This is a genomic window from Allobosea sp. GW823-FHT02B03, assembly GCF_058797755.1.
Map to the genome: position 1 here is coordinate 199817 of NZ_JBXAJY010000004.1, position 16718 is coordinate 216534.

Here is a 16718-nt window from a genome sequence, read left to right on the forward strand (position 1 = left end):
CGTTCCACGTTCGCCCTGTCGACGGGAAGTGCCCGCTCGTCGTCCTCGCGCACCTGGCGTCGGAGCGCTGAGCCATGAGCAGGGACGACAAGAGCCCGCCGCGCTCAATCACCAAGGCGTTCGATCTGACGACACCGGCTGCATATTTGAAGGCCGCGCGGAATCCGGCGGCGTTCCAGATCCTCAGCGGGATCGAAAAACGAAGCGAGCAAGCCCGTCAGCGCGCGATCGACCACTACAAGCGCTTCGAGGATCGCTGGACTGCAAAGGAGGCGATGCGGCTTTTTCTACAACATACCAGCCAGAGCGCAGCTCATCCTGCTCCGCCCGGCGTGCGCCGCGGTGTCACCGTTGAATCGATGATGAGAAACGCGTCGCGCAACGTGCAAGCCCGCACGAATGCGCGCCTGGCAAAAATCAACGCCATTCAGACCCGCATGAGCAACGCCGTCAGCAGGAACACGGAAGAGGTCTCGCTTCATCGCGCCTTTAATCACGCGGCTCCCGAGAAGGTGCAGCGTCAGCGATTCCGGAGGACGCAATGATCGACTGGATCGATAAGCTTCCCGATTCCTTGACAGGCGCGGTCGTTGCCGCTGGCCTCTGGTTCGGTGCGAACTATGCCATTTTGGCAGAACGCGCGATGGCCAAAGACCACGCGGTTGCAGCCCCCTCATGTATCGACGCACTTCAGCGCCACGAACGCGGCCTGCAGTTGGCGCCAATCGGTCTCGGCGCGGTGCTCGGGATGCCAGGTCTCGACCAGATCGAACGGGAGGTGCTGAAGCTTGCGAAGCCGCGCTTTCTGTCTGACGGGGAAAAGCGCGATCTCTGCGTCTGCGCAATGAAGGCCGCGGGTCGCGGCCTGCGCTTTGAATACGCGGTACACACGGCCTCGTTTCGCATTATCGAGCCGGGCGCGCTTGCTGGTCTTGGCACAGGAACGATCGGCGTTGTGATGTCGGGCGCCTGCGGTGCGATCCCCTCGCTCAGGAAGCTGGGGTGAGCGATGGGCAAGCCGCTTTACGATGATGGCGTCTATACGGTGACCGCTGCACTCGTTTCGACACCGCACCGCTTTTATCCGCTCGCCCATACGACGGCGAGCATCCGGCGCGATCCGCTCTGGGCGGCCGTAGCGGCCGCTTTCCTCGCCGGCTCTTGCCTGGCGGTTTATGGCGACCTCCTTCATCTTCATGAGCAAATCGCTCTGGTGGTCGTCAGCGCGGCTTTCCTGCTGCTCGGCCGGGAGATTGCGATCCTGCGGATTGCGGCAATAGGGCATGCAGGCGCGATGATTTTCGGTCGCCGCCGCCGCATTCAAGCGGTCTACCAGGCAATTCGCGAAGCGCGTGACGCAGATCGCGGATTTAATTTCGATATTGCGGAAGGTTGAAGCAAATCATGGCCTGATATTGTCTATCATAAAACTATAGGAATACCATCCTATTCTTGTTCCTATTTCGTTCTATTTATGTTACACTGCACAAAATCATGACGAAACCGCAAAAAAAGGAAAGAAAACGTTGACCGACAGCGAAAACAGGGACGACACTACAGGAGAACAGGTGCGCAAATTCCCGGCGCATCCGGACCTTCGTCTTGAGCGCTTGGTCCGTTTTCTGGCTCGGCGTGCGGCTGAACGGGACTTTGCACAGATGGTCGAGAAGTCGCGCCGGGCGCCGCCACCGGATGGCGACAAGGGAAGGATTCGATGACCCGGACTGCAATCTACGCACGCTTCTCCAGTGAGAACCAGAAGGACGCCTCAATCGAGGATCAGGTCCGCCTCTTGCGCGAGAAAATAACGAAAGAGGGCTGGCACGAGACCCAATGCTACGCAGATCATGCGATCTCAGGATCGTCGATGCTTCTGCGTCCGGGCATTCAGGCGCTGATGCACGATGCGCTGGTAGGCAGTGTCGATATTGTGCTGGCAGAATCGCTAGACCGCCTTTCGCGCGATCAGGAAGACATCGCCGCGATCTATAAGCGGCTTCAGTTCGCAGGCGTGAAAATCATCACGCTCTCGGAAGGCGAGATCGGCACGCTCCATATCGGTCTCAAGGGCACGATGAACGCGCTCTTCCTCAAAGACCTGGCCGAGAAGGTGAAGAGGGGACAACGCGGCCGTATCGAGCACGGCAAAAATGGTGGTGGGAATTGCTACGGCTACGATGTCGTCCGCCAGTTCGACCATCGCGGCGAACTTGTCAGGGGTGATCGCACGATCAATGCCGAGCAGGCGGCGATCGTTGTGCGCATCTTCAATGAGTATCAGCGCGGCATGTCTCCGCGAGCGATTGCAGCGCGCCTCAATGCCGAAGGCGTCCCCGGTCCAACCGCGACGGGTTGGAGCCCCAGCACGATTAACGGCAACTGGCGCCGCGGTACGGGCATCCTGAACAATGAGCTATATATCGGACAGCTGATCTGGAACCGGGTGTCCTATCCGAAATCACCGAGTACCGGTCGCAAGGTCTCGCGTCTCAATCCGGAAGAGAGCTGGATACGAACTGAAGTCCCCGAAATGCGGCTGATCGATCAGCCACTCTGGGACAACGTCAAACAACTTCAAAAAGGGCGACGATTGGAGTCCAGCGAGTTCTGGCAACATCAAAGACCTAAATATTTATTCTCATACCTCCTCAAGTGCGGCTGCTGCGGCGGCGGCATGTGCAAGATGTCGTCGGCTCGCTACGGATGCAGCACCGCCCGCAACAAGGGCGAGGCTCTTTGCGACAATCGCCGCACCATAAAGCAGGAGGAACTGGAACACACCGTTTTGACGGTCCTCCAGGAAAGCCTGATGGACCCTGGTCTCGTTGAGAAATTCTGCGAGGAGTACACGGCGCACATCAACAAGCTCCGGATGGAGCAGAACGCGTCGATCCACGCTTATCACGCCGAACTCGCAAAGCTGCGCAGGCGGGATAAGCAGATGGTCCGCGCGATCATGGAAGGGTTCGCGTCTCCGCAGCTAAAGGAGGAGATGGACCGGCTGGTCGCACGGCAGAACGAGCTCGTTCGGTTGATCTCCGAGACAGACGAGGCGCCAGTCCTTTTCCACCCGAACATGGCACAGCGCTATCGGGAGGAGGTCGTCGCGCTGGTGCGTTCCCTCAACGAAGACGATCACCGCAACGAGGCAGCTGACCTGATCCGTTCGTTAATCGACCGGATCGAGCTGACGCCTGATTCGCAGTCGGATGGATTGCTGATCGATGTGTACGGCGATCTCGCCGGAATCCTGAATGTGTCGATAGACCGCAAACAGGATCAGGAGCTCGATCTGAAGCAGATCCGGCTTGTCGCCGGATTGCCGGACACCGTGAAATCGGAAAGTTCGGGAAGGAAGGCCGCCTCTGCGCGTCACAGCGCGTTGCGGGCTTCAAATGGTGCGATCGGCAAGGTGGTGGCGGTTGCGAACCACCACCTTGCCTCGCGTAAGTTCAACGCGCATGGCAAGGTGGTGGAGCTGAGGGGATTCGAACCCCTGACCTCTGCAGTGCGATTGCAGCGCTCTCCCAACTGAGCTACAGCCCCGAAGCGCTGGCCTTCTAGGCCCTGCGTCGCGTTCCTGTCAATCGCTTCCGACAGGAACATTCTTCGGGCGGGCGATCAGCGCGCCGGACGGTTTTCAGAGAGGTCCTTTGATGCGTTCCGTTCTCGATGTCGTGATGCTGGCGCTGAACCTCTATGTCTGGATCCTGATCGCCTCGGCCGTGCTCAGCTGGCTCATCGCCTTCAACGTCGTCAACACGCGCAATCAGTTCGTTTCTTCGGTCTGGGATTTCCTCTACCGCGTCACCGAGCCGGCGCTGCGGCCGATCCGCAACATGCTGCCCAATCTCGGCGGGATCGACATCTCGCCGATCATCCTGCTGCTCGGCATCTTCTTCATCCAGAGCGTGATCCAGCGCTACATCTACCCCAACGTCTTCTAGCTCGATGGCCGCCTGGTCGGTCACGCCGGACGGGCTTGCGATCGCGATCCGCCTGACGCCGCGTGGCGGGCGCGATAGTCTCGACGGGGTCGAGATGCTGGCCGATGGCCGGCAGGTGCTGAAGGCGCGGGTCCGGGCGGCCCCGGCCGAAGGCGAGGCGAACGCGGCACTGGTCGCGCTGCTGGCCAAGGAGTTTGGCGTCTCCCGTTCGCAGGTTTCGCTGACCGCCGGCGCCAGCGCGCGCCTGAAGCGCGTCATCGTCCAAGGCGATGCGGCGGCGCTGGCGGCGCAATTGCAGAGCCGGTTCTGCGCGATTTGATGCTGCGTCGCAGCAGAAACCTGCGTTTCCGCTCTTGACGAAGGCACGCGCCTTCTGTCCCAACTGCGGCATGGACCCAACAATTTCGTCGCCATTCCCCGAACGCCTGACCGAAGGCTATCGTGCCTTCCTCGACGACCGTTTCGTACGCGAGCAGAGCCGATACGAGCAGCTCGCGGAATCCGGCCAGACGCCGAAGATCATGCTGATCGGCTGCTGCGATTCGCGGGTGTCTCCTGAGGTGATCTTCGACGCCAGCCCCGGCGAGATGTTCGTCGTCCGCAACGTCGCCAACCTCGTGCCGCCCTTCTCGCCGGACGATCAGCTGCACGGCACCTCGGCGGCGTTGGAATACGGGGTGCAGGCGCTCAAGGTCGAGCATATCGTCGTGCTCGGCCATGGCCGCTGCGGCGGCATCCGCGCCTTCGCCGATGATGCGCAGGGCCCGCTCTCGCCCGGCGACTTCATCGGCAAGTGGATCACGCTGATCGAGCCTGCCGCCCGGCGCTCGGGCGGCCGCGGGCGGAACGAGGACTTCGCGGGCTATGTCGAGCGGCTCGCGCTGGCCTCGGTCCAGCAATCGCTCGACAATCTGCGAACCTTCCCCTGCATCAAGATACTCGAGGAGAAGGGCCGCCTGCATCTGCACGGCGCCTATTTCGCAGTCGCGACCGGCACGCTGATGGTGCTCGATCCGCAGACCGGGCAGTTCATTCCGGCGGTCGGCGAGATGCCGAAGAAGGTCCAGACGATCCGCTGCGACTGAGAGGCGGCGTAAAAGCGCGCTCCGTTTACGAATTCGTGCACAGCTGTGTGCCGGGCCCGGCTTGCTAGCCCGGGTGAAAGGGCGTTTGCTCGTCGAAGCGACGTCCTGCTCCCGAGATTGGGGAGCGATCCGCGATTGAGGTTCGCTTTCTGTCCCCGCGGAAGGGGAGAGGAAGCAGGCAACGAGGTGCCGGCGGTATGGTCGGCGGGCTCGATAATTTTTGCTGCGCGGGCCGATGACGAAACGTATCGGTTGCGCTAGATTGCCGCCTCCCGGTCACAAGCCTCCTGAAGTTTCATGTTCGATCGACGCAAGCCCGCCGCCCCCGCTCCCTTCGTCACGCACGAAAACATCGAAGCCAAGATCAAGTGGTTCGACCCGGAGAAGGGCTTCGGCTTTGCTTCTCCGTCGGACGGCTCCGGCGATGTCTTCGTCCACGTCTCGTCCATCGGGCCGCTCGACGCCCAGGACCTTCAGCCCGGTGCCACCATCATCGCCGATCTCGGCGAGGGGCGGCGCGGCCTGCAGGTCGTCGCGGTCCATGAGATCGACGCCTCGACCGCGACGCCGGCCGCTCCGCGCGGCGGTGGCGGCGCCCGCCCGTTCTCGCCGCGCCCGCCGCGCGATGATTTCGGCGGCGGTTATGGCGGCGGCGGTTACGATCGTGGCGGCGGTGGCGGCTACGACCGCGGTGGCTACGGTGGCGGCGGCGGTGGTTACGACCGCGGCGGCGCCGGTGGCTATGACCGCGGCGCGAGCGCGCCGATGGAAGGCCCCTATGACGGCGCCGTGAAGTTCTTCAACGCGGATCGCGGCTTCGGCTTCATCGCGCCCGACCAGGGCGGTGCGGACGTGTTCCTGCATGTCAGCTCGCTGAGCCGCAGCGGCCTGCAGCCGCCGATGGACGGGCAGCGCGTGCGCTTCTCGATCCGCGCCGGCAAGAAGGGCCCGGAAGCTGCGAACGTCAGCTACATCTGAGCGCTTCTGCGCTTCAGGCTAGGTTTTTGAGGCGGCGTGCCGAGAGGCGCGCCGCCTCAAACACGTTCAAGGGGGCGGTGGGGCAGGGCCGGCAGCGTCACCGAGATCGGATCGCCCGGCCTGACCTCGCCACCTGCCAGCACGATGCCCATGATGCCGGCCTTGCGGACGAGATTTCCCTGCGCATCGCGGCCGAGCACGGCCTTGAGCAGGCCGGGCCGGAGGCTCTCGATCTGGGCGCAGGGATTGCGCAGGCCGGTGATCTCGATCAGGGCATCCTGGCCGAGCCGCAGCCGGGCGCCGACGGGCAGGCCAAGCAAGGCGATACCGCGCGTCGTGACGTTCTCGCCCATCTCGCCGGGGCTGAGGATAATGCCTGCTCCGGCGAGCTCGTCGAAGAGCTCGGTGTGAAGCAGATGGACCTGGCGCAGGTTCGGCTGGCTGGGGTCGGCGGCGACGCGGGAGCGGTGCTTCACCGTCTCGCCGCAATGGGCATCGCCTTCGACGCCGAGGCCTGTGAGCAGGCGGATCACGGGGAGCGTGGGCTTGCTGAAGCGATGCTGCTCATCCCGGCTGACTGCGACGATCATGGGGCTTATGGCGAATCCCTCCAGCGCTGACGGCGCCTCTCTGCCACGAGCGGACGGCAAGTGCGAGCGGGGACAGGCTATGCTGCAAGGCTGAGCAGCCGATCCGCGCCCCCGCGAAAGGAAAAGGCCGGCCCGATCGCTCGGGCCGGCCTGATGACGCTACTGCCTCTTTTGGCGAAGCTCAGTGATCGTCGCCTTCGAGGCCGCCGACATGCTTCTGGGTGTAGAGTTCGAGGCCGATGCGGCCGATCAGCTCGAGCTGGGTCTCGAGGAAGTCGATATGGCCTTCCTCATCCTTCATCAGCGCCTTGAACAGGTCCTCGGATGGGTAGTCGCCGACCTCGCGGCAGTACTTGGCGGCCTCCTGATAGAGCGCGCGGGCCTCGATCTCGGCCTTGAGGTCGCACTCGATCACTTCCTTGACGTTCTCGCCGATCCGCAGCGGATCGAGCGTCTGCATGTTGGGGAAGCCTTCGAGGAAGAGGATGCGGTCGACGAAGCGGTCGGCATGGACCATCTCCTCGATCGACTCCTTCTTCCAGGTCTTGGCCATGTCCTTCAGACCCCAGTTGTCCAGGATCCGGTAGTGCAGCCAATACTGGTTGATGGCCGTGAGCTCGGAGCGCAGGCCCTTGTTGAGGTACTCGATGACCTTCTTGTCGCCCTTCATGGCAGCTTCCCTCGCAATGCCCACATTAGAATGATCCTAATGTAGGTCCAGCCTTCTCAAAAGGGAAGCGCAGAATTCAGGCGGGCGACACCCGGCCGCGGCAGCGAGGCTCAGGCGGCCTCGCGCTCGTCGACGGTCTCGATCTCGGCGAGCATCAGCCCAACCGAGACATGCACCGCGCAGTCGATCTCGCGGCTGGCGCAGCTGCTGCACTGGCTGGCGCAGGCGGCGCGCGCCTCCGCCAGCAGGCTGCGCACCTCGCGGGCGCAGCGCCCGCAATCAGGGCTGCAGCCAAGGCAGTCATAGGCCTCGCCCGCGGTTTTCGGCCCTGAGCCATCGGGGGCGATGGTACCTTTGATCTGCCGGCAGGATAAAACGTTGCAGGAGCAGACGATCACGCCCGGCCGCCTCCGGCGATCTTGGCGACGCTCTCCTGTCCATCGGCGCGGCGCAGGCGGACGATGACCTCGACCGAGGACACGACCATGCCTTCGGGCGCGACCGGCAGACCTGTCACCTGGATTTCCGAACCGGGGATGTCGACCACCGTCTCGTCATCCTCGTGATAGAAGTGGTGATGCTCGGAGACGTTGGTGTCGAAGAAGGTCTTCGGACCGGAGACCGAAACCTGGCGCAGCAGGCCGGCCTCGGAGAATTGCCGAAGCGTGTTGTAGACGGTCGCCAGCGAAAGCGGCTCGCGGGCGCGCAGCGCTTCCTCGTAGAGCATCTCGGCGCTGACATGGCGGTCGCCCTTGGCGAAGAGCAGCCAGCCCAGAGCCATGCGCTGGCGGGTCGGCCGCAGGCCGACGCTGCGCAGGCGGGCTTTTACGGCACTGATCGGGCAGGCAGCCGGGGCCTTCTGGGGCCACGGAATCTGGTCCGCCTGACTGCGCGCCGTCGCGCCATCCCTCAGAGACAGAATGCTCATGAAACGCCTTCCAAACTCGTAAGCTCAACTTCACGTAGTTTAGAATTCATCTAAACTACTGATATCATTGTCATTTTTGCCCTTGTACGGGTCGCGTGTCAATTCCGGAGGGCCTGCGGCAAGTCGCATCAGGGGGTTGTCCACGGCGCAGACCGAACCGCTGGCGAGATCAATGACCGGCATCTGCGGGCGCGGCCTGGGCAGGCTTGCGCATGAACAGGGCAAGCGCCACGAGCGTGGCGAAGACGAAGGTCAGGGCGAGGAAGATGTCCCCGAAGGCCATGACCAGCGCCTGCTTGTGGGCGCGCTGGTTCATCAGCGCGAGCGCCATCGACTCGGCCGCGTCGCCATAATCGGCGAAGCGCTGGGTCAGCATGGCGAGATTCTCCTCCGCCACCTGCCGGCCGGCAGCAACGGCCTCGTGCAGCCGGACGATGTGCAGGTCGGTACGGCTGTTGAGGAAGGTGTTGATCAAGGCGAGGCCGACGGCGCCGCCGAGATTGCGGGTCAGGTTGTAGAGGCCCGACGCGTTCTTGAGCTGCTGCGGCGGCAGCGTGCCGAGCGCGAGATTGTTGATCGGCACCATGCACAGCATCAGCGAGCAGCCGCGCAGGATCTGCGGGATCAAGAGTTCGTGAAAGTCCCAGTCGGCGGTGACGAAGGAGGCGAGATAAGTCCCGAGCGCGAAGCCGCCGAAGCCGATCATCATCATGATGCGCGGGTCGAGCTTGGCCGAAAGGCGCCCGGCGATGGGCGCGGTCAGGAACATGGCGAGACCGGTGACGAACATGGTCTCGCCGATCATCAGCGCGTCATAACCGCGGATGCGCCCGAGATAGACCGGGTAGAGATAGGTCAGCCCATAAAGGCCGATGCCCATGGTGAAGGAGAACAGCGAGCCGAACGCGAAGTTGCGGTTCCTGAAGGCGTAGAGGTCGACCAGCGGGTCCTCGCGGGTCAGCGCCCGCCAGAAGAACAGCACGCAGCCGACGAGCATCAGCCCCGTGAAGAACACGATCTCATGGCTCTGGAACCAGTCGAGGCGCGTGCCTTCTTCCAGCACATATTCGAGGCTGCCGAGGAAGGCGGCCATGCTGGCGAGGCCGAGCCAGTCGAAGCGCTTGAGCAGGCTATGGTCGGGCTTGTCGAAGTCGATCAGCGTCCAGGCGGCGATCGAGACGCCGATGCCGGGCACGACATTGATCAGGAAGAGCCAGTGCCAGGAGAAGGCATGGCTGAGATAGCCGCCAATGGTCGGGCCGATGGTCGGGGCGAGCGTCGCGATCAGGCCGATCAGCGGCGAGACGATCGGGCGCTTGGAGGCCGGGAAGATCGTGAAGGCGGCGGCGAAGACGCCGGGGATCATGCCGCCACCGATGAAGCCCTGCACGGCGCGCCAGAGGATCATCTCGTTGATCGAGGACGACATCGCGCAGAGCACGCTCGCGACGGTGAAGCCGGCGGCGGCGATGGTGAAGAAGACGCGGGTCGAGAGCGCCCGGCTGAGATAGCCGGACAGGGGGATCATGATCACTTCCGCGATCAGATAGGCGGTCTGGACCCAGGCGATCTCGTCGGCCGAGGCCGACAGCCCGGCCTGGATCTCGGCGAGCGAGGCCGAGACGATCTGGATGTCCAGGATCGCCATGAACATGCCGAAGACCATGGCGAGGAAGGCGAAGATCCGCCTCGCCGGAATGGCGTCGGAGGCCGGCGGAGCGCCGGCCGGGCCTGCAAGGGTCGCGGTGGCCATCATGGCCTCCCTGGCTTCGGTTCTTCGCAGCCCTCATCCTGAGGAGCGGCCGTCAGGCCTCGTCTCGCAGGATGGCTCCAGGGGGCGCTGGATCACCCTTCGAGACGCCGCCCCCTGCGGGACGGCTCCTCAGGATGAGGGCTGGTGTGCTGTCCGGGTCAGTGCTTCTGCGGTCGCGGATCGATGCTGACGACCACCGACATGCCCGGCCGCAGCGTGTGACGGGCGACCGCCTCGGGCGCCAGCGCGATCCGCACCGGAACGCGCTGGACGATCTTGGTGAAGTTGCCGGTCGCATTGTCGGCCGGCAGCAGCGAGAAGACCGAGCCGGTACCGCCGGCGATGCCGCTGACCGTGCCCTGGAAGACCTGGCCGGGCAGGGCGTCGACGGTGATCGTCGCCTTGTCGCCGATCTTCAGCGGGCCGACCTGCGTCTCCTTGAAATTGGCGTCGACATAGACCTGGTCGAGCGGAACGATCGACATCAGCCGCTTGCCGGCGCTGACGAGGTCGCCGAGCTGGACATTGGTGTTGGCGACGAGCCCGTCGATCGGCGCGGCGATCTTGGTGAAGGAGAGGTCGCGCGCCGCCTTTTCCTCGGCGACCTTGAGCTCGTCGGCCTGGCGTGCGGCCTCGATGCGCTGCGCCTGCAGCACTTCGATATTGGCCTTGGCCTGGGCGACGCCGGCCTGGGCGCTGGCGAGCGCGGCGGCGGCCTGGTCGCGCGCCGCGGTGGCGGCGTCGAGCGTCGCCTGCGAGCCATAGGACTTGGCGGCGAGGCTGTTGGCCCGCTCGAAATCCGCGAGGCTGCGGGTGACGGCTGCCTCGGCCGAGGTCGCCTGCGCCTGGGCCTGCAAGAGGCTGGCGCGGGCGGCATCAGTCTGGGCGTCGATGCGGGCGAGCGTCGCGGCGGCGGTCGCGCTCTTCGCCTGCGCGCTTTCGAGCGCGATGCGCTGGTCGCCATCGTCGAGGCCGACCAGCGGATCACCGGCCTTGACCTCCTGGTTCCGGGTCACGGAGACGGTCGCGACATTGGCGGCGAGCTTGGCCGAGATCGTCGCCATGTCCGCGCCGACATAGGCGTCGTCGGTCGAGACGATGAAGCGGCCATTGCGCCACCAGTCGAGGCCGAACCAGCCGCCGGCGGCGAGTATGGTCCCGGCCACGAGGATCAGCGCCATGCGCTTGACCGGCTTGCGGCCGGCAGGCGACGAGCCGGTTGCACTCTGCTCGCTGCCCGGCGCTGATTCCTCCGGCTTGCGCGCTTCGGCAGGCGGCTGCGCCGTCTCGAGCCGCGCATCGACCAGCTTCAGCCGGTCGCGGCGGACCTCGGAATGCTTCTCGGTGAGGGTTTCGGCCGTCATGTGTTGCCCTGACGATTTCAATTCGAACCAGTCAGTTCGATGAGGGCTTGAGATAACGCCAGGAAAGAGGCATATCAAGGGCAAATCGAACTAGATGGTTCGATTATTTTGCAGGTGCGAGATGCACCGCGGATGGAACGAGATGACTGCAATAGCCGAGCAGCCAGCCAGACCCCGAGCCCGCAACCGGCGCGTCGCCGGCGCGGACCCCGACAAGCGCCACCAGATTCTGGAGGGTGCGCACGCGGTCTTCACGGCCCGCGGCTTCGACGCGTCGAGCATGGCCGACATCGCCGCGGCGGCGAATGTCTCCAAGGGCACGCTCTACGTCTATTTCGAGGACAAGGAGCATCTGTTCATCGCGTTGATCGAACGCGAGCGCGAAAAGCAGAAGCAGGGAATCTACGAGGCGCTTGCCGATATCCCCGATCTCGCCCAGGCCCTCGCCCGTTTCGGCGAGAGGCTGGTCAGGCTGATCACCGGCGGATTCGCATTGAGCGCCCAGCGCATCGTGCTCGGCGTCGCCGAGCGCATGCCGGAACTGGGTCGCGAATTCTACGAGCGCGGCCCGATGCAAGGCACACGACGCCTCGCCGCCTTCCTGCAGCGGCGCGTCGAACTCGGTGAGCTTGCGATCGAGGATCCGGCGCTGGCCGCGGCCCAGTTCATCGATCTCTGCCAGTCGACGCTGACGCGCCCCCGCCTCTTCAACGCGGTGCCGATGCCGCCGGAGGACGAGGAGATCGCGCGGGTGGTCGCCTCGGCCGTGACGATGTTCCTGGCGCAGTACGGGGTGAAGATGCCGGGCTAGGTCCGACGGTCAATCCCGGGCGAGGGGGCCGCGGGCGCGAAGGCGTTCGCGATGGGCGATATAGAGGCCGGAGGCGCTGATGATGACCGCTCCCAGCCAGGTGAAGCGGTCCGGCAGAGCGGCAAACATGAAGTAGCCGAAGATCGAGGCCCAGAGCAGCTGCAGATAGGCGAAGGGCGCCAGCAGCGAGGCATCGGCATGCCTGAAGGCGAGGATCACGAACCAGTGGCCGATCGTCGAGGCGACGCCGACGAAGACGCCGAGCCAGATCGCCTGCGCGGTCAGCGGCTGCCAGCCGAAAGGCTGCAGCAGGCTCAGCAGCACGAATCCGATGATGGCGGACCAGGTCAGGGTTGTGACCGGGTTCTCGGTCGCGCTCATCATCCTGGTGAAGATCAGCGCGAAAGCCCAGGACGAGGCAGAGAGCATCGGCAGCAAGGCCGCGAGCTGGAAGCCGGCACCGCCGGGCCGCACCACGATCAGCACGCCGATCAGCCCGACGATCGTCGCCGTCCAGCGCCGCCAGCCGATCCTTTCGCCGAGCAGCGGGATCGAAAGTGCGGTGACGAAGAGAGGCGAGATGAAGCTCGTCGCGGTGGCGTCGGCGATGGGCAGGTATCTCAGCGAGGAGACGAAGAGGACCGAGGAGACTGTGACGGCGATGCCGCGCGCCAGCTGGAGCTTCGGACGCCGGGGCTTCAGCATAGCGATGCCGCCCGGCAGGGTGATAGCGAGCATGATGAGGGCAAAGGCGGCATAGCGCAGCCAGGTGATCTGGAGCGCCGGCACAGTCTCGGCCATCAGCTTGGAGACGGCGTCGGCGCTGGAGAGGAAGGCGCCGCCGAGCAGCACGAGCCCGATGCCGCGCAGCGAGTTCTCGCGCCGCGGAGCGGGCTGCTGCCCGCTCTGTGCGGGCTGCGGGTCAGGGCTCGTGGACTGTCGCACGCGGTCCGCTGCGGGGAAGGACGGTGCGGCAAGCCTAGCAGGTTCGCCGGGCAGCGCCCGCGCTAAGACGGAAAGGCGGGCATGCGCGCGGGCGACGGCGGCTCGCCCACCCGCGCGATTGTTACATCATGTTGCAGCGGGGAACTTCGGCCAGTTCGAGGACTTGCTCGGGCAGGGGTTGACCCTTTCCCAGTAAGGAGATTGCTCATGCATACGAGTCCCGCCATGCAGGCCTGCATCGACGACTGCCTGCGCTGCTACCGGATTTGCCTCGACATGGCGTCCTCGCATTGCCTCGAGCTCGGCGGCGAGCATGCGAAGCCGGCACATATCCAGCTGATGCTCGCCTGCTCGGAGGTCTGCCGCAGCGCCGCGCATCTGATGCTGCTCGGCACCCCGCATCATCACCATCTCTGCGCCGAATGCGCCGAGATCTGCGAGGATTGCGCCCGCGACTGCGAGCGGGTCGGCCAGATGGAGGACTGCGTCAGGGCCTGCCGGGCCTGCGCCGAAAGCTGCCGGAAGATGGCCGGCTGAGCTGACGAAGGATTTCCGCGTCGCGGCGGGGTTCGCCGCGACGCGCTATCGATGGGAGTTCGCCTCAGGCCGCCTGCTTGCGCGGCTGGATCAGCTTGCGGTTGACCAGAACCTCGGCGATCTGGACCGCGTTCAGGGCCGCACCCTTGCGCAGATTGTCGGAGACGCACCAGAAGGCGAGGCCGTTCTCGACCGTGTTGTCCTCGCGAATGCGCGAGATATAGGTCGCGTCCTCGCCGGCCGCCTCATGCGGGGTGATGTAGCCACCGGGCTCGTGCTTGTCGATGACGAGGATGCCCGGGGCGGTGCGCAGGATCTCGCGCGCTTCCTCGGCGGTGACCGGCTTCTCGCACTCGATGTTGACGCTCTCGGAATGGGCGATGAAGACCGGCACGCGCACGCAGGTCGCGGTCAGCTTGATCTTCGGATCAAGGATCTTCTTGGTCTCCGCCATCATCTTCCACTCTTCCTTGGTGAAGCCGTCCTCCATAAAGACGTCGATCTGCGGGATGAGGTTGAAGGCGATGCGCTTGGGGAACTTCTTGGAGGCGACCTCGCCGGCCGAGAAGACGGAGCGGGTCTGGTTGAAGAGCTCGTCCATCGCCTCCTTGCCGGCGCCGGAAACCGACTGATAGGTCGAGACGACGACGCGCTTGATGCCGAAGCGCTCGTGCAGCGGCTTCAACGCCACGACGAGCTGCGCGGTCGAGCAGTTCGGGTTGGCGATGATGTTCATCTTGGCGAAGCCGGCGGCGGCGGCCGCGTTCACCTCGGGCACGATCAGCGGCACGTCGGGATGCATGCGCCAGGTCGAGGAGTTGTCGATGACGACGGCGCCCTGCGCGCCGATCTTGGGCGACCATTCCTTCGAGACGGCCCCGCCCGCGGACATCAGGCAGATGTCGGTGTCGGAGAAATCGTAGTGATCGAGGGCCTTCACCTTCAGCGTCTTGTCGCCGAAGGAAACCTCGGTGCCGACCGAGCGCTGCGAGGCGAGCGCCACCACCTCGCTGACGGGGAAGGCACGCTCGGCCAGGATGTCGAGCATCTCATGGCCCACATTGCCCGTGGCGCCGACTACCGCGACCTTGAAGCTCATGCTGGAATTCCTTCTGGCGAAAACCGGTTCAGCCTCCCCGGGAAGCCTTCACCGCCGATCTCGATCGCGGTTCCGGCCGTTGACCCCGGCCGGGGGGGAGAACCCGGAATCGAGGCGAAGCGTCAGCGCAGCGTCCGGGTTTTCCCGGTCGCCGTTTTGGTCGTGAATTTCGTCGTCGGACGGAAGGTCACAGAGCCAACCCAAAGCTGAGCATCATCGCGAAGCCGGAAGGATAGCAGCTTCCAGCAGGTCCTCCCAAACACCGCCGCCGGGAAAAAGTCAAATCGTCGGCCGGCGAAGGGCCGCCGGGGCGGCGTTAACCCTGCCTCCTTACCCGGCGTTGACCCTGTTTCGCGATCGCGCCCCGCCGGTAACGAGCCGCTGACGCAGCTCGTCGAAGCTTTCCGCGGGTGAGGAGCGGAAGCGGGTGGCCATGCCGCCGCCTGGGACCGCAATTGGTCGGGTTCGTGCCGTGTCAGGGGACTTCATAACCGCCATTCGTGAATGGCTGCGGGCCGCCACGTCGCGCCTGGGCAGGCCGGCGCCGGCCGGCGAGGCGAGGACGGCGCCGTCAAGGCGCATCGATCCCGTTACCATGCTGATCGATCTCGCCGACAGGTTGGAAGCGGGCTTCTCGGCCTTCATGCGCGCCTTGGGGCGCCTGCTGCGCTCGGGAAGCTTCGGGCTGACGCGCGGCCTGGTCTGGCGCGGTGCCGCGGCGGCCACCGGCATCGGACTGACGGCGACCCTGGTCGCAGGGCTCTCCTCCGGCCCGAGCGAGGTCGATCTACCGACTCTGGCGACGATCATACCGGTCGAGGCGCCGGCCGCGCCTGCGATCCGCGACGTGCGCATCCAGGCGGTTCCGGCCGCCTTCGGCGAAGATGGCTGGATCAGCATCGCGCGGCCTGTCGCGCTCTTCGGACTGGAGACGCCCGAGCTCGGCAAGCGCGCCGGCTACGAGGCGCGGCGCAGCCAGGACGGGACGCGGCGCGAGGACATACTGAGCTTCGGCGAGTTCGGCGAGGACAAGCCGTTCCTTGCGCTCAAGCTGCAGGCCAACCGCGAGGGCGGGGCGCAGGCCGCGCCGGCCGGGCTGTCGCAGCCCTTCGTGATCGCCCTGGTGCGCGACAGCGCGGCACGCGGGCTCTCGGTCGGGCGCAGCGGCGCGACGATCCCGGTCGAGACCAAGTTCGGCATGGTCGAGACCGCCGATATCAGCTTGAACGATGGCAGTGCCGGACGCGCCTGCATCGGCTTCCGACATCTCGTCGGATCGGCGCATCTCTCCTTTTCGGGCTGGTGGTGCGGTGGCGAGGGCAAGCCGGCCGATCGGGCCCAGCTCGCCTGCATGCTCGATCGGATCGAGCTGCTCAGCGCCGGTGATGATCCTGAGCTGCGGGCGCTCTTCGCGAAGGCCGAGCCGCACCGCAGACCGGGCTGTTCGGTGCCGCGTCAGGCGGCGGCTGGGCGCAAGGGCGCCGGGCTCGATGCCGACGGCAAGGCCCCGGCCCTGAAGACGACGTCCGGCAAGCAGGGAAATGCGCGGTAACGGCGTCGTGACCCCGGTCCACCCCTAGCAAGGCGCAACAAAAACATTAACTCTGGCGTTGTACCGTTGCGTCACCGATTGGACATCAGCCCCGGCGGGGCAGCCGCCTCAGGAGACCTCCCATGCGTTCGTTCTCGCGTCTAGCCGCCGGCCTCGCCATCTCGCTCGCCGCCACGACCTTCGTCGTCTCGCTGGCCGAGGCGCAGGAGCGGCGGCCGCTGCGCATCACCGTGCAGAAGCGCAGCTATTTCGATGCCGGCAACGTCGTCGCGGTCGGCAGCATGAACCGCTACGCGACCCAGAACATCATCGCCAGCCCGGTCTATTCGGCTGCTGGCGAGCTCTATGGCGAGGCCACCTTGCCGCCCCGGATCGGCGGCGGCCGCAATCCCTTCGCCAACACCTTCTCGACCCCCGGCTTCTGACGCCGGTTGCAGGCATCCGAATGAGAAAGGCCCG

Annotated in this window: 21 protein-coding genes, 1 tRNA gene and 1 pseudogene; 13 read left to right on the plus strand and 10 right to left on the minus strand. The window is 65.2% G+C overall.

Features of this window, described 5'->3' with window-relative positions:
• Window positions 1-74 precede the first annotated feature (74 nt).
• From AC1REK_RS14510 to AC1REK_RS14530, 5 genes and pseudogenes are all read left to right on the plus strand, one after another.
• Window positions 75-545: a hypothetical protein gene (locus AC1REK_RS14510; RefSeq protein WP_492269500.1), complete on the plus strand. Its 471-nt coding sequence runs from the start codon at window positions 75-77 to the stop codon at window positions 543-545.
• Window positions 542-1006 (plus strand): hypothetical protein, encoded by a 465-nt coding sequence (locus tag AC1REK_RS14515; protein WP_492269499.1) that lies wholly within the window; start codon window positions 542-544, stop codon window positions 1004-1006. The genes AC1REK_RS14510 and AC1REK_RS14515 overlap by 4 nt, the downstream gene beginning before the upstream one ends.
• Window positions 1007-1009: 3 nt before the next feature.
• Complete coding sequence (locus AC1REK_RS14520; protein WP_492269498.1) at window positions 1010-1396, plus strand: hypothetical protein; 387 nt, start codon at window positions 1010-1012, stop codon at window positions 1394-1396.
• A gap of 130 nt (window positions 1397-1526) precedes the next feature.
• Window positions 1527-1718 carry a hypothetical protein gene (locus AC1REK_RS14525; protein WP_492269497.1) on the plus strand — a complete coding sequence of 64 codons (192 nt, stop codon included), beginning with the start codon at window positions 1527-1529 and terminating at the stop codon, window positions 1716-1718.
• A pseudogene (locus AC1REK_RS14530) lies at window positions 1715-2737 on the plus strand (recombinase family protein); the annotation flags it as partial. The gene AC1REK_RS14525 and the pseudogene AC1REK_RS14530, both read left to right, overlap by 4 nt.
• Here the strand turns inward: AC1REK_RS14530 and AC1REK_RS14535 are convergent.
• Together AC1REK_RS14535 and AC1REK_RS14540 are read right to left on the minus strand one after the other, a co-directional pair.
• Window positions 2639-2896: a hypothetical protein gene (locus AC1REK_RS14535; RefSeq protein WP_492269496.1), complete on the minus strand. Its 258-nt coding sequence runs from the start codon at window positions 2894-2896 to the stop codon at window positions 2639-2641. The pseudogene AC1REK_RS14530 and the gene AC1REK_RS14535 sit on opposite strands and share 99 nt — an antisense overlap.
• Window positions 2897-3470: 574 nt before the next feature.
• Window positions 3471-3546: transfer RNA gene (locus AC1REK_RS14540), tRNA-Ala, on the minus strand.
• A gap of 110 nt (window positions 3547-3656) precedes the next feature.
• Here AC1REK_RS14540 and AC1REK_RS14545 point away from each other — a divergent pair.
• The 4 genes from AC1REK_RS14545 to AC1REK_RS14560 all read left to right on the plus strand — a co-directional run bounded on the left by AC1REK_RS14545 (window position 3657) and on the right by AC1REK_RS14560 (window position 6010).
• The gene (locus tag AC1REK_RS14545) at window positions 3657-3947 is read left to right on the plus strand and encodes a YggT family protein (RefSeq protein ID WP_316020798.1); all 291 of its coding nucleotides are present in this window, start codon (window positions 3657-3659) and stop codon (window positions 3945-3947) included.
• A gap of 4 nt (window positions 3948-3951) precedes the next feature.
• Window positions 3952-4266 (plus strand): DUF167 family protein, encoded by a 315-nt coding sequence (locus AC1REK_RS14550; protein WP_492269495.1) that lies wholly within the window; start codon window positions 3952-3954, stop codon window positions 4264-4266.
• Window positions 4267-4336: 70 nt separating this feature from the next.
• Window positions 4337-5032, plus strand: a complete 696-nt coding sequence (locus AC1REK_RS14555; RefSeq protein ID WP_316020800.1) for a carbonic anhydrase — start codon at window positions 4337-4339, stop codon at window positions 5030-5032.
• A 297-nt stretch (window positions 5033-5329) separates the two neighbouring features.
• Window positions 5330-6010, plus strand: coding sequence for a cold-shock protein (locus AC1REK_RS14560; protein WP_066477287.1), 681 nt, complete (start codon window positions 5330-5332; stop codon window positions 6008-6010).
• Window positions 6011-6066: 56 nt separating this feature from the next.
• On the opposite strand, the gene AC1REK_RS14565 is transcribed toward AC1REK_RS14560, so the two are convergent.
• The 6 genes from AC1REK_RS14565 to AC1REK_RS14590 all read right to left on the minus strand — a co-directional run bounded on the left by AC1REK_RS14565 (window position 6067) and on the right by AC1REK_RS14590 (window position 11315).
• On the minus strand, window positions 6067-6600 hold the full coding sequence (locus AC1REK_RS14565; protein ID WP_492269494.1) for an MOSC domain-containing protein: 534 nt from the start codon (window positions 6598-6600) through the stop codon (window positions 6067-6069).
• A gap of 181 nt (window positions 6601-6781) precedes the next feature.
• Window positions 6782-7270, minus strand: coding sequence for a bacterioferritin (gene bfr / locus AC1REK_RS14570; protein WP_492269493.1), 489 nt, complete (start codon window positions 7268-7270; stop codon window positions 6782-6784).
• 110 nt (window positions 7271-7380) lie between these two features.
• Window positions 7381-7668, minus strand: coding sequence for a (2Fe-2S)-binding protein (locus tag AC1REK_RS14575; RefSeq protein ID WP_492269492.1), 288 nt, complete (start codon window positions 7666-7668; stop codon window positions 7381-7383).
• The gene (gene irrA, locus AC1REK_RS14580) at window positions 7665-8198 is read right to left on the minus strand and encodes an iron response transcriptional regulator IrrA (RefSeq protein WP_492269491.1); all 534 of its coding nucleotides are present in this window, start codon (window positions 8196-8198) and stop codon (window positions 7665-7667) included. Before irrA ends, AC1REK_RS14575 begins: the two co-directional genes overlap by 4 nt.
• 169 nt (window positions 8199-8367) lie before the next feature.
• Window positions 8368-9954 carry a DHA2 family efflux MFS transporter permease subunit gene (locus AC1REK_RS14585; protein ID WP_390893523.1) on the minus strand — a complete coding sequence of 529 codons (1587 nt, stop codon included), beginning with the start codon at window positions 9952-9954 and terminating at the stop codon, window positions 8368-8370.
• Window positions 9955-10109: 155 nt separating this feature from the next.
• Complete coding sequence (locus AC1REK_RS14590; RefSeq protein ID WP_492269490.1) at window positions 10110-11315, minus strand: HlyD family secretion protein; 1206 nt, start codon at window positions 11313-11315, stop codon at window positions 10110-10112.
• Between the two features lie 142 nt (window positions 11316-11457).
• Here AC1REK_RS14590 and AC1REK_RS14595 point away from each other — a divergent pair, with 142 nt between their 5' ends.
• Window positions 11458-12126 (plus strand): TetR/AcrR family transcriptional regulator, encoded by a 669-nt coding sequence (locus AC1REK_RS14595; protein ID WP_492269489.1) that lies wholly within the window; start codon window positions 11458-11460, stop codon window positions 12124-12126.
• Window positions 12127-12135: 9 nt separating this feature from the next.
• Here the strand turns inward: AC1REK_RS14595 and AC1REK_RS14600 are convergent, their stop codons facing one another.
• Window positions 12136-13071 carry a DMT family transporter gene (locus AC1REK_RS14600; RefSeq protein ID WP_492269488.1) on the minus strand — a complete coding sequence of 312 codons (936 nt, stop codon included), beginning with the start codon at window positions 13069-13071 and terminating at the stop codon, window positions 12136-12138.
• 207 nt (window positions 13072-13278) lie between these two features.
• On the opposite strand from AC1REK_RS14600, the gene AC1REK_RS14605 reads away from it, so the two are divergent.
• On the plus strand, window positions 13279-13608 hold the full coding sequence (locus AC1REK_RS14605) for a four-helix bundle copper-binding protein (RefSeq protein WP_492269487.1): 330 nt from the start codon (window positions 13279-13281) through the stop codon (window positions 13606-13608).
• A gap of 64 nt (window positions 13609-13672) precedes the next feature.
• On the opposite strand, the gene AC1REK_RS14610 is transcribed toward AC1REK_RS14605, so the two are convergent.
• Window positions 13673-14707, minus strand: coding sequence for an aspartate-semialdehyde dehydrogenase (locus AC1REK_RS14610; protein ID WP_316020810.1), 1035 nt, complete (start codon window positions 14705-14707; stop codon window positions 13673-13675).
• 595 nt (window positions 14708-15302) lie between these two features.
• Here AC1REK_RS14610 and AC1REK_RS14615 point away from each other — a divergent pair.
• Window positions 15303-16259, plus strand: coding sequence for a hypothetical protein (locus AC1REK_RS14615; protein WP_492269486.1), 957 nt, complete (start codon window positions 15303-15305; stop codon window positions 16257-16259).
• Between the two features lie 122 nt (window positions 16260-16381).
• On the plus strand, window positions 16382-16684 hold the full coding sequence (locus AC1REK_RS14620; protein WP_492269485.1) for a hypothetical protein: 303 nt from the start codon (window positions 16382-16384) through the stop codon (window positions 16682-16684).
• Window positions 16685-16718: the final 34 nt, after the last annotated feature.

Bases quoted from the DNA above. Each gene is read 5' to 3' on its own strand.
- AC1REK_RS14510 (WP_492269500.1), top strand. From the start codon at position 75: ATGAGCAGGGACGACAAGAGCCCGCCGCGCTCAATCACCAAGGCGTTC.
- AC1REK_RS14515 (WP_492269499.1), top strand. From the start codon at position 542: ATGATCGACTGGATCGATAAGCTTCCCGATTCCTTGACAGGCGCGGTC.
- AC1REK_RS14520 (WP_492269498.1), top strand. From the start codon at position 1,010: ATGGGCAAGCCGCTTTACGATGATGGCGTCTATACGGTGACCGCTGCA.
- AC1REK_RS14545 (WP_316020798.1), top strand. From the start codon at position 3,657: ATGCGTTCCGTTCTCGATGTCGTGATGCTGGCGCTGAACCTCTATGTC.
- AC1REK_RS14550 (WP_492269495.1), top strand. From the start codon at position 3,952: ATGGCCGCCTGGTCGGTCACGCCGGACGGGCTTGCGATCGCGATCCGC.
- AC1REK_RS14555 (WP_316020800.1), top strand. From the start codon at position 4,337: ATGGACCCAACAATTTCGTCGCCATTCCCCGAACGCCTGACCGAAGGC.
- AC1REK_RS14560 (WP_066477287.1), top strand. From the start codon at position 5,330: ATGTTCGATCGACGCAAGCCCGCCGCCCCCGCTCCCTTCGTCACGCAC.
- AC1REK_RS14565 (WP_492269494.1), bottom strand. From the start codon at position 6,600: ATGATCGTCGCAGTCAGCCGGGATGAGCAGCATCGCTTCAGCAAGCCC.
- bfr (WP_492269493.1), bottom strand. From the start codon at position 7,270: ATGAAGGGCGACAAGAAGGTCATCGAGTACCTCAACAAGGGCCTGCGC.
- irrA (WP_492269491.1), bottom strand. From the start codon at position 8,198: ATGAGCATTCTGTCTCTGAGGGATGGCGCGACGGCGCGCAGTCAGGCG.
- AC1REK_RS14585 (WP_390893523.1), bottom strand. From the start codon at position 9,954: ATGATGGCCACCGCGACCCTTGCAGGCCCGGCCGGCGCTCCGCCGGCC.
- AC1REK_RS14590 (WP_492269490.1), bottom strand. From the start codon at position 11,315: ATGACGGCCGAAACCCTCACCGAGAAGCATTCCGAGGTCCGCCGCGAC.
- AC1REK_RS14595 (WP_492269489.1), top strand. From the start codon at position 11,458: ATGACTGCAATAGCCGAGCAGCCAGCCAGACCCCGAGCCCGCAACCGG.
- AC1REK_RS14605 (WP_492269487.1), top strand. From the start codon at position 13,279: ATGCATACGAGTCCCGCCATGCAGGCCTGCATCGACGACTGCCTGCGC.
- AC1REK_RS14610 (WP_316020810.1), bottom strand. From the start codon at position 14,707: ATGAGCTTCAAGGTCGCGGTAGTCGGCGCCACGGGCAATGTGGGCCAT.
- AC1REK_RS14615 (WP_492269486.1), top strand. From the start codon at position 15,303: ATGCTGATCGATCTCGCCGACAGGTTGGAAGCGGGCTTCTCGGCCTTC.
- AC1REK_RS14620 (WP_492269485.1), top strand. From the start codon at position 16,382: ATGCGTTCGTTCTCGCGTCTAGCCGCCGGCCTCGCCATCTCGCTCGCC.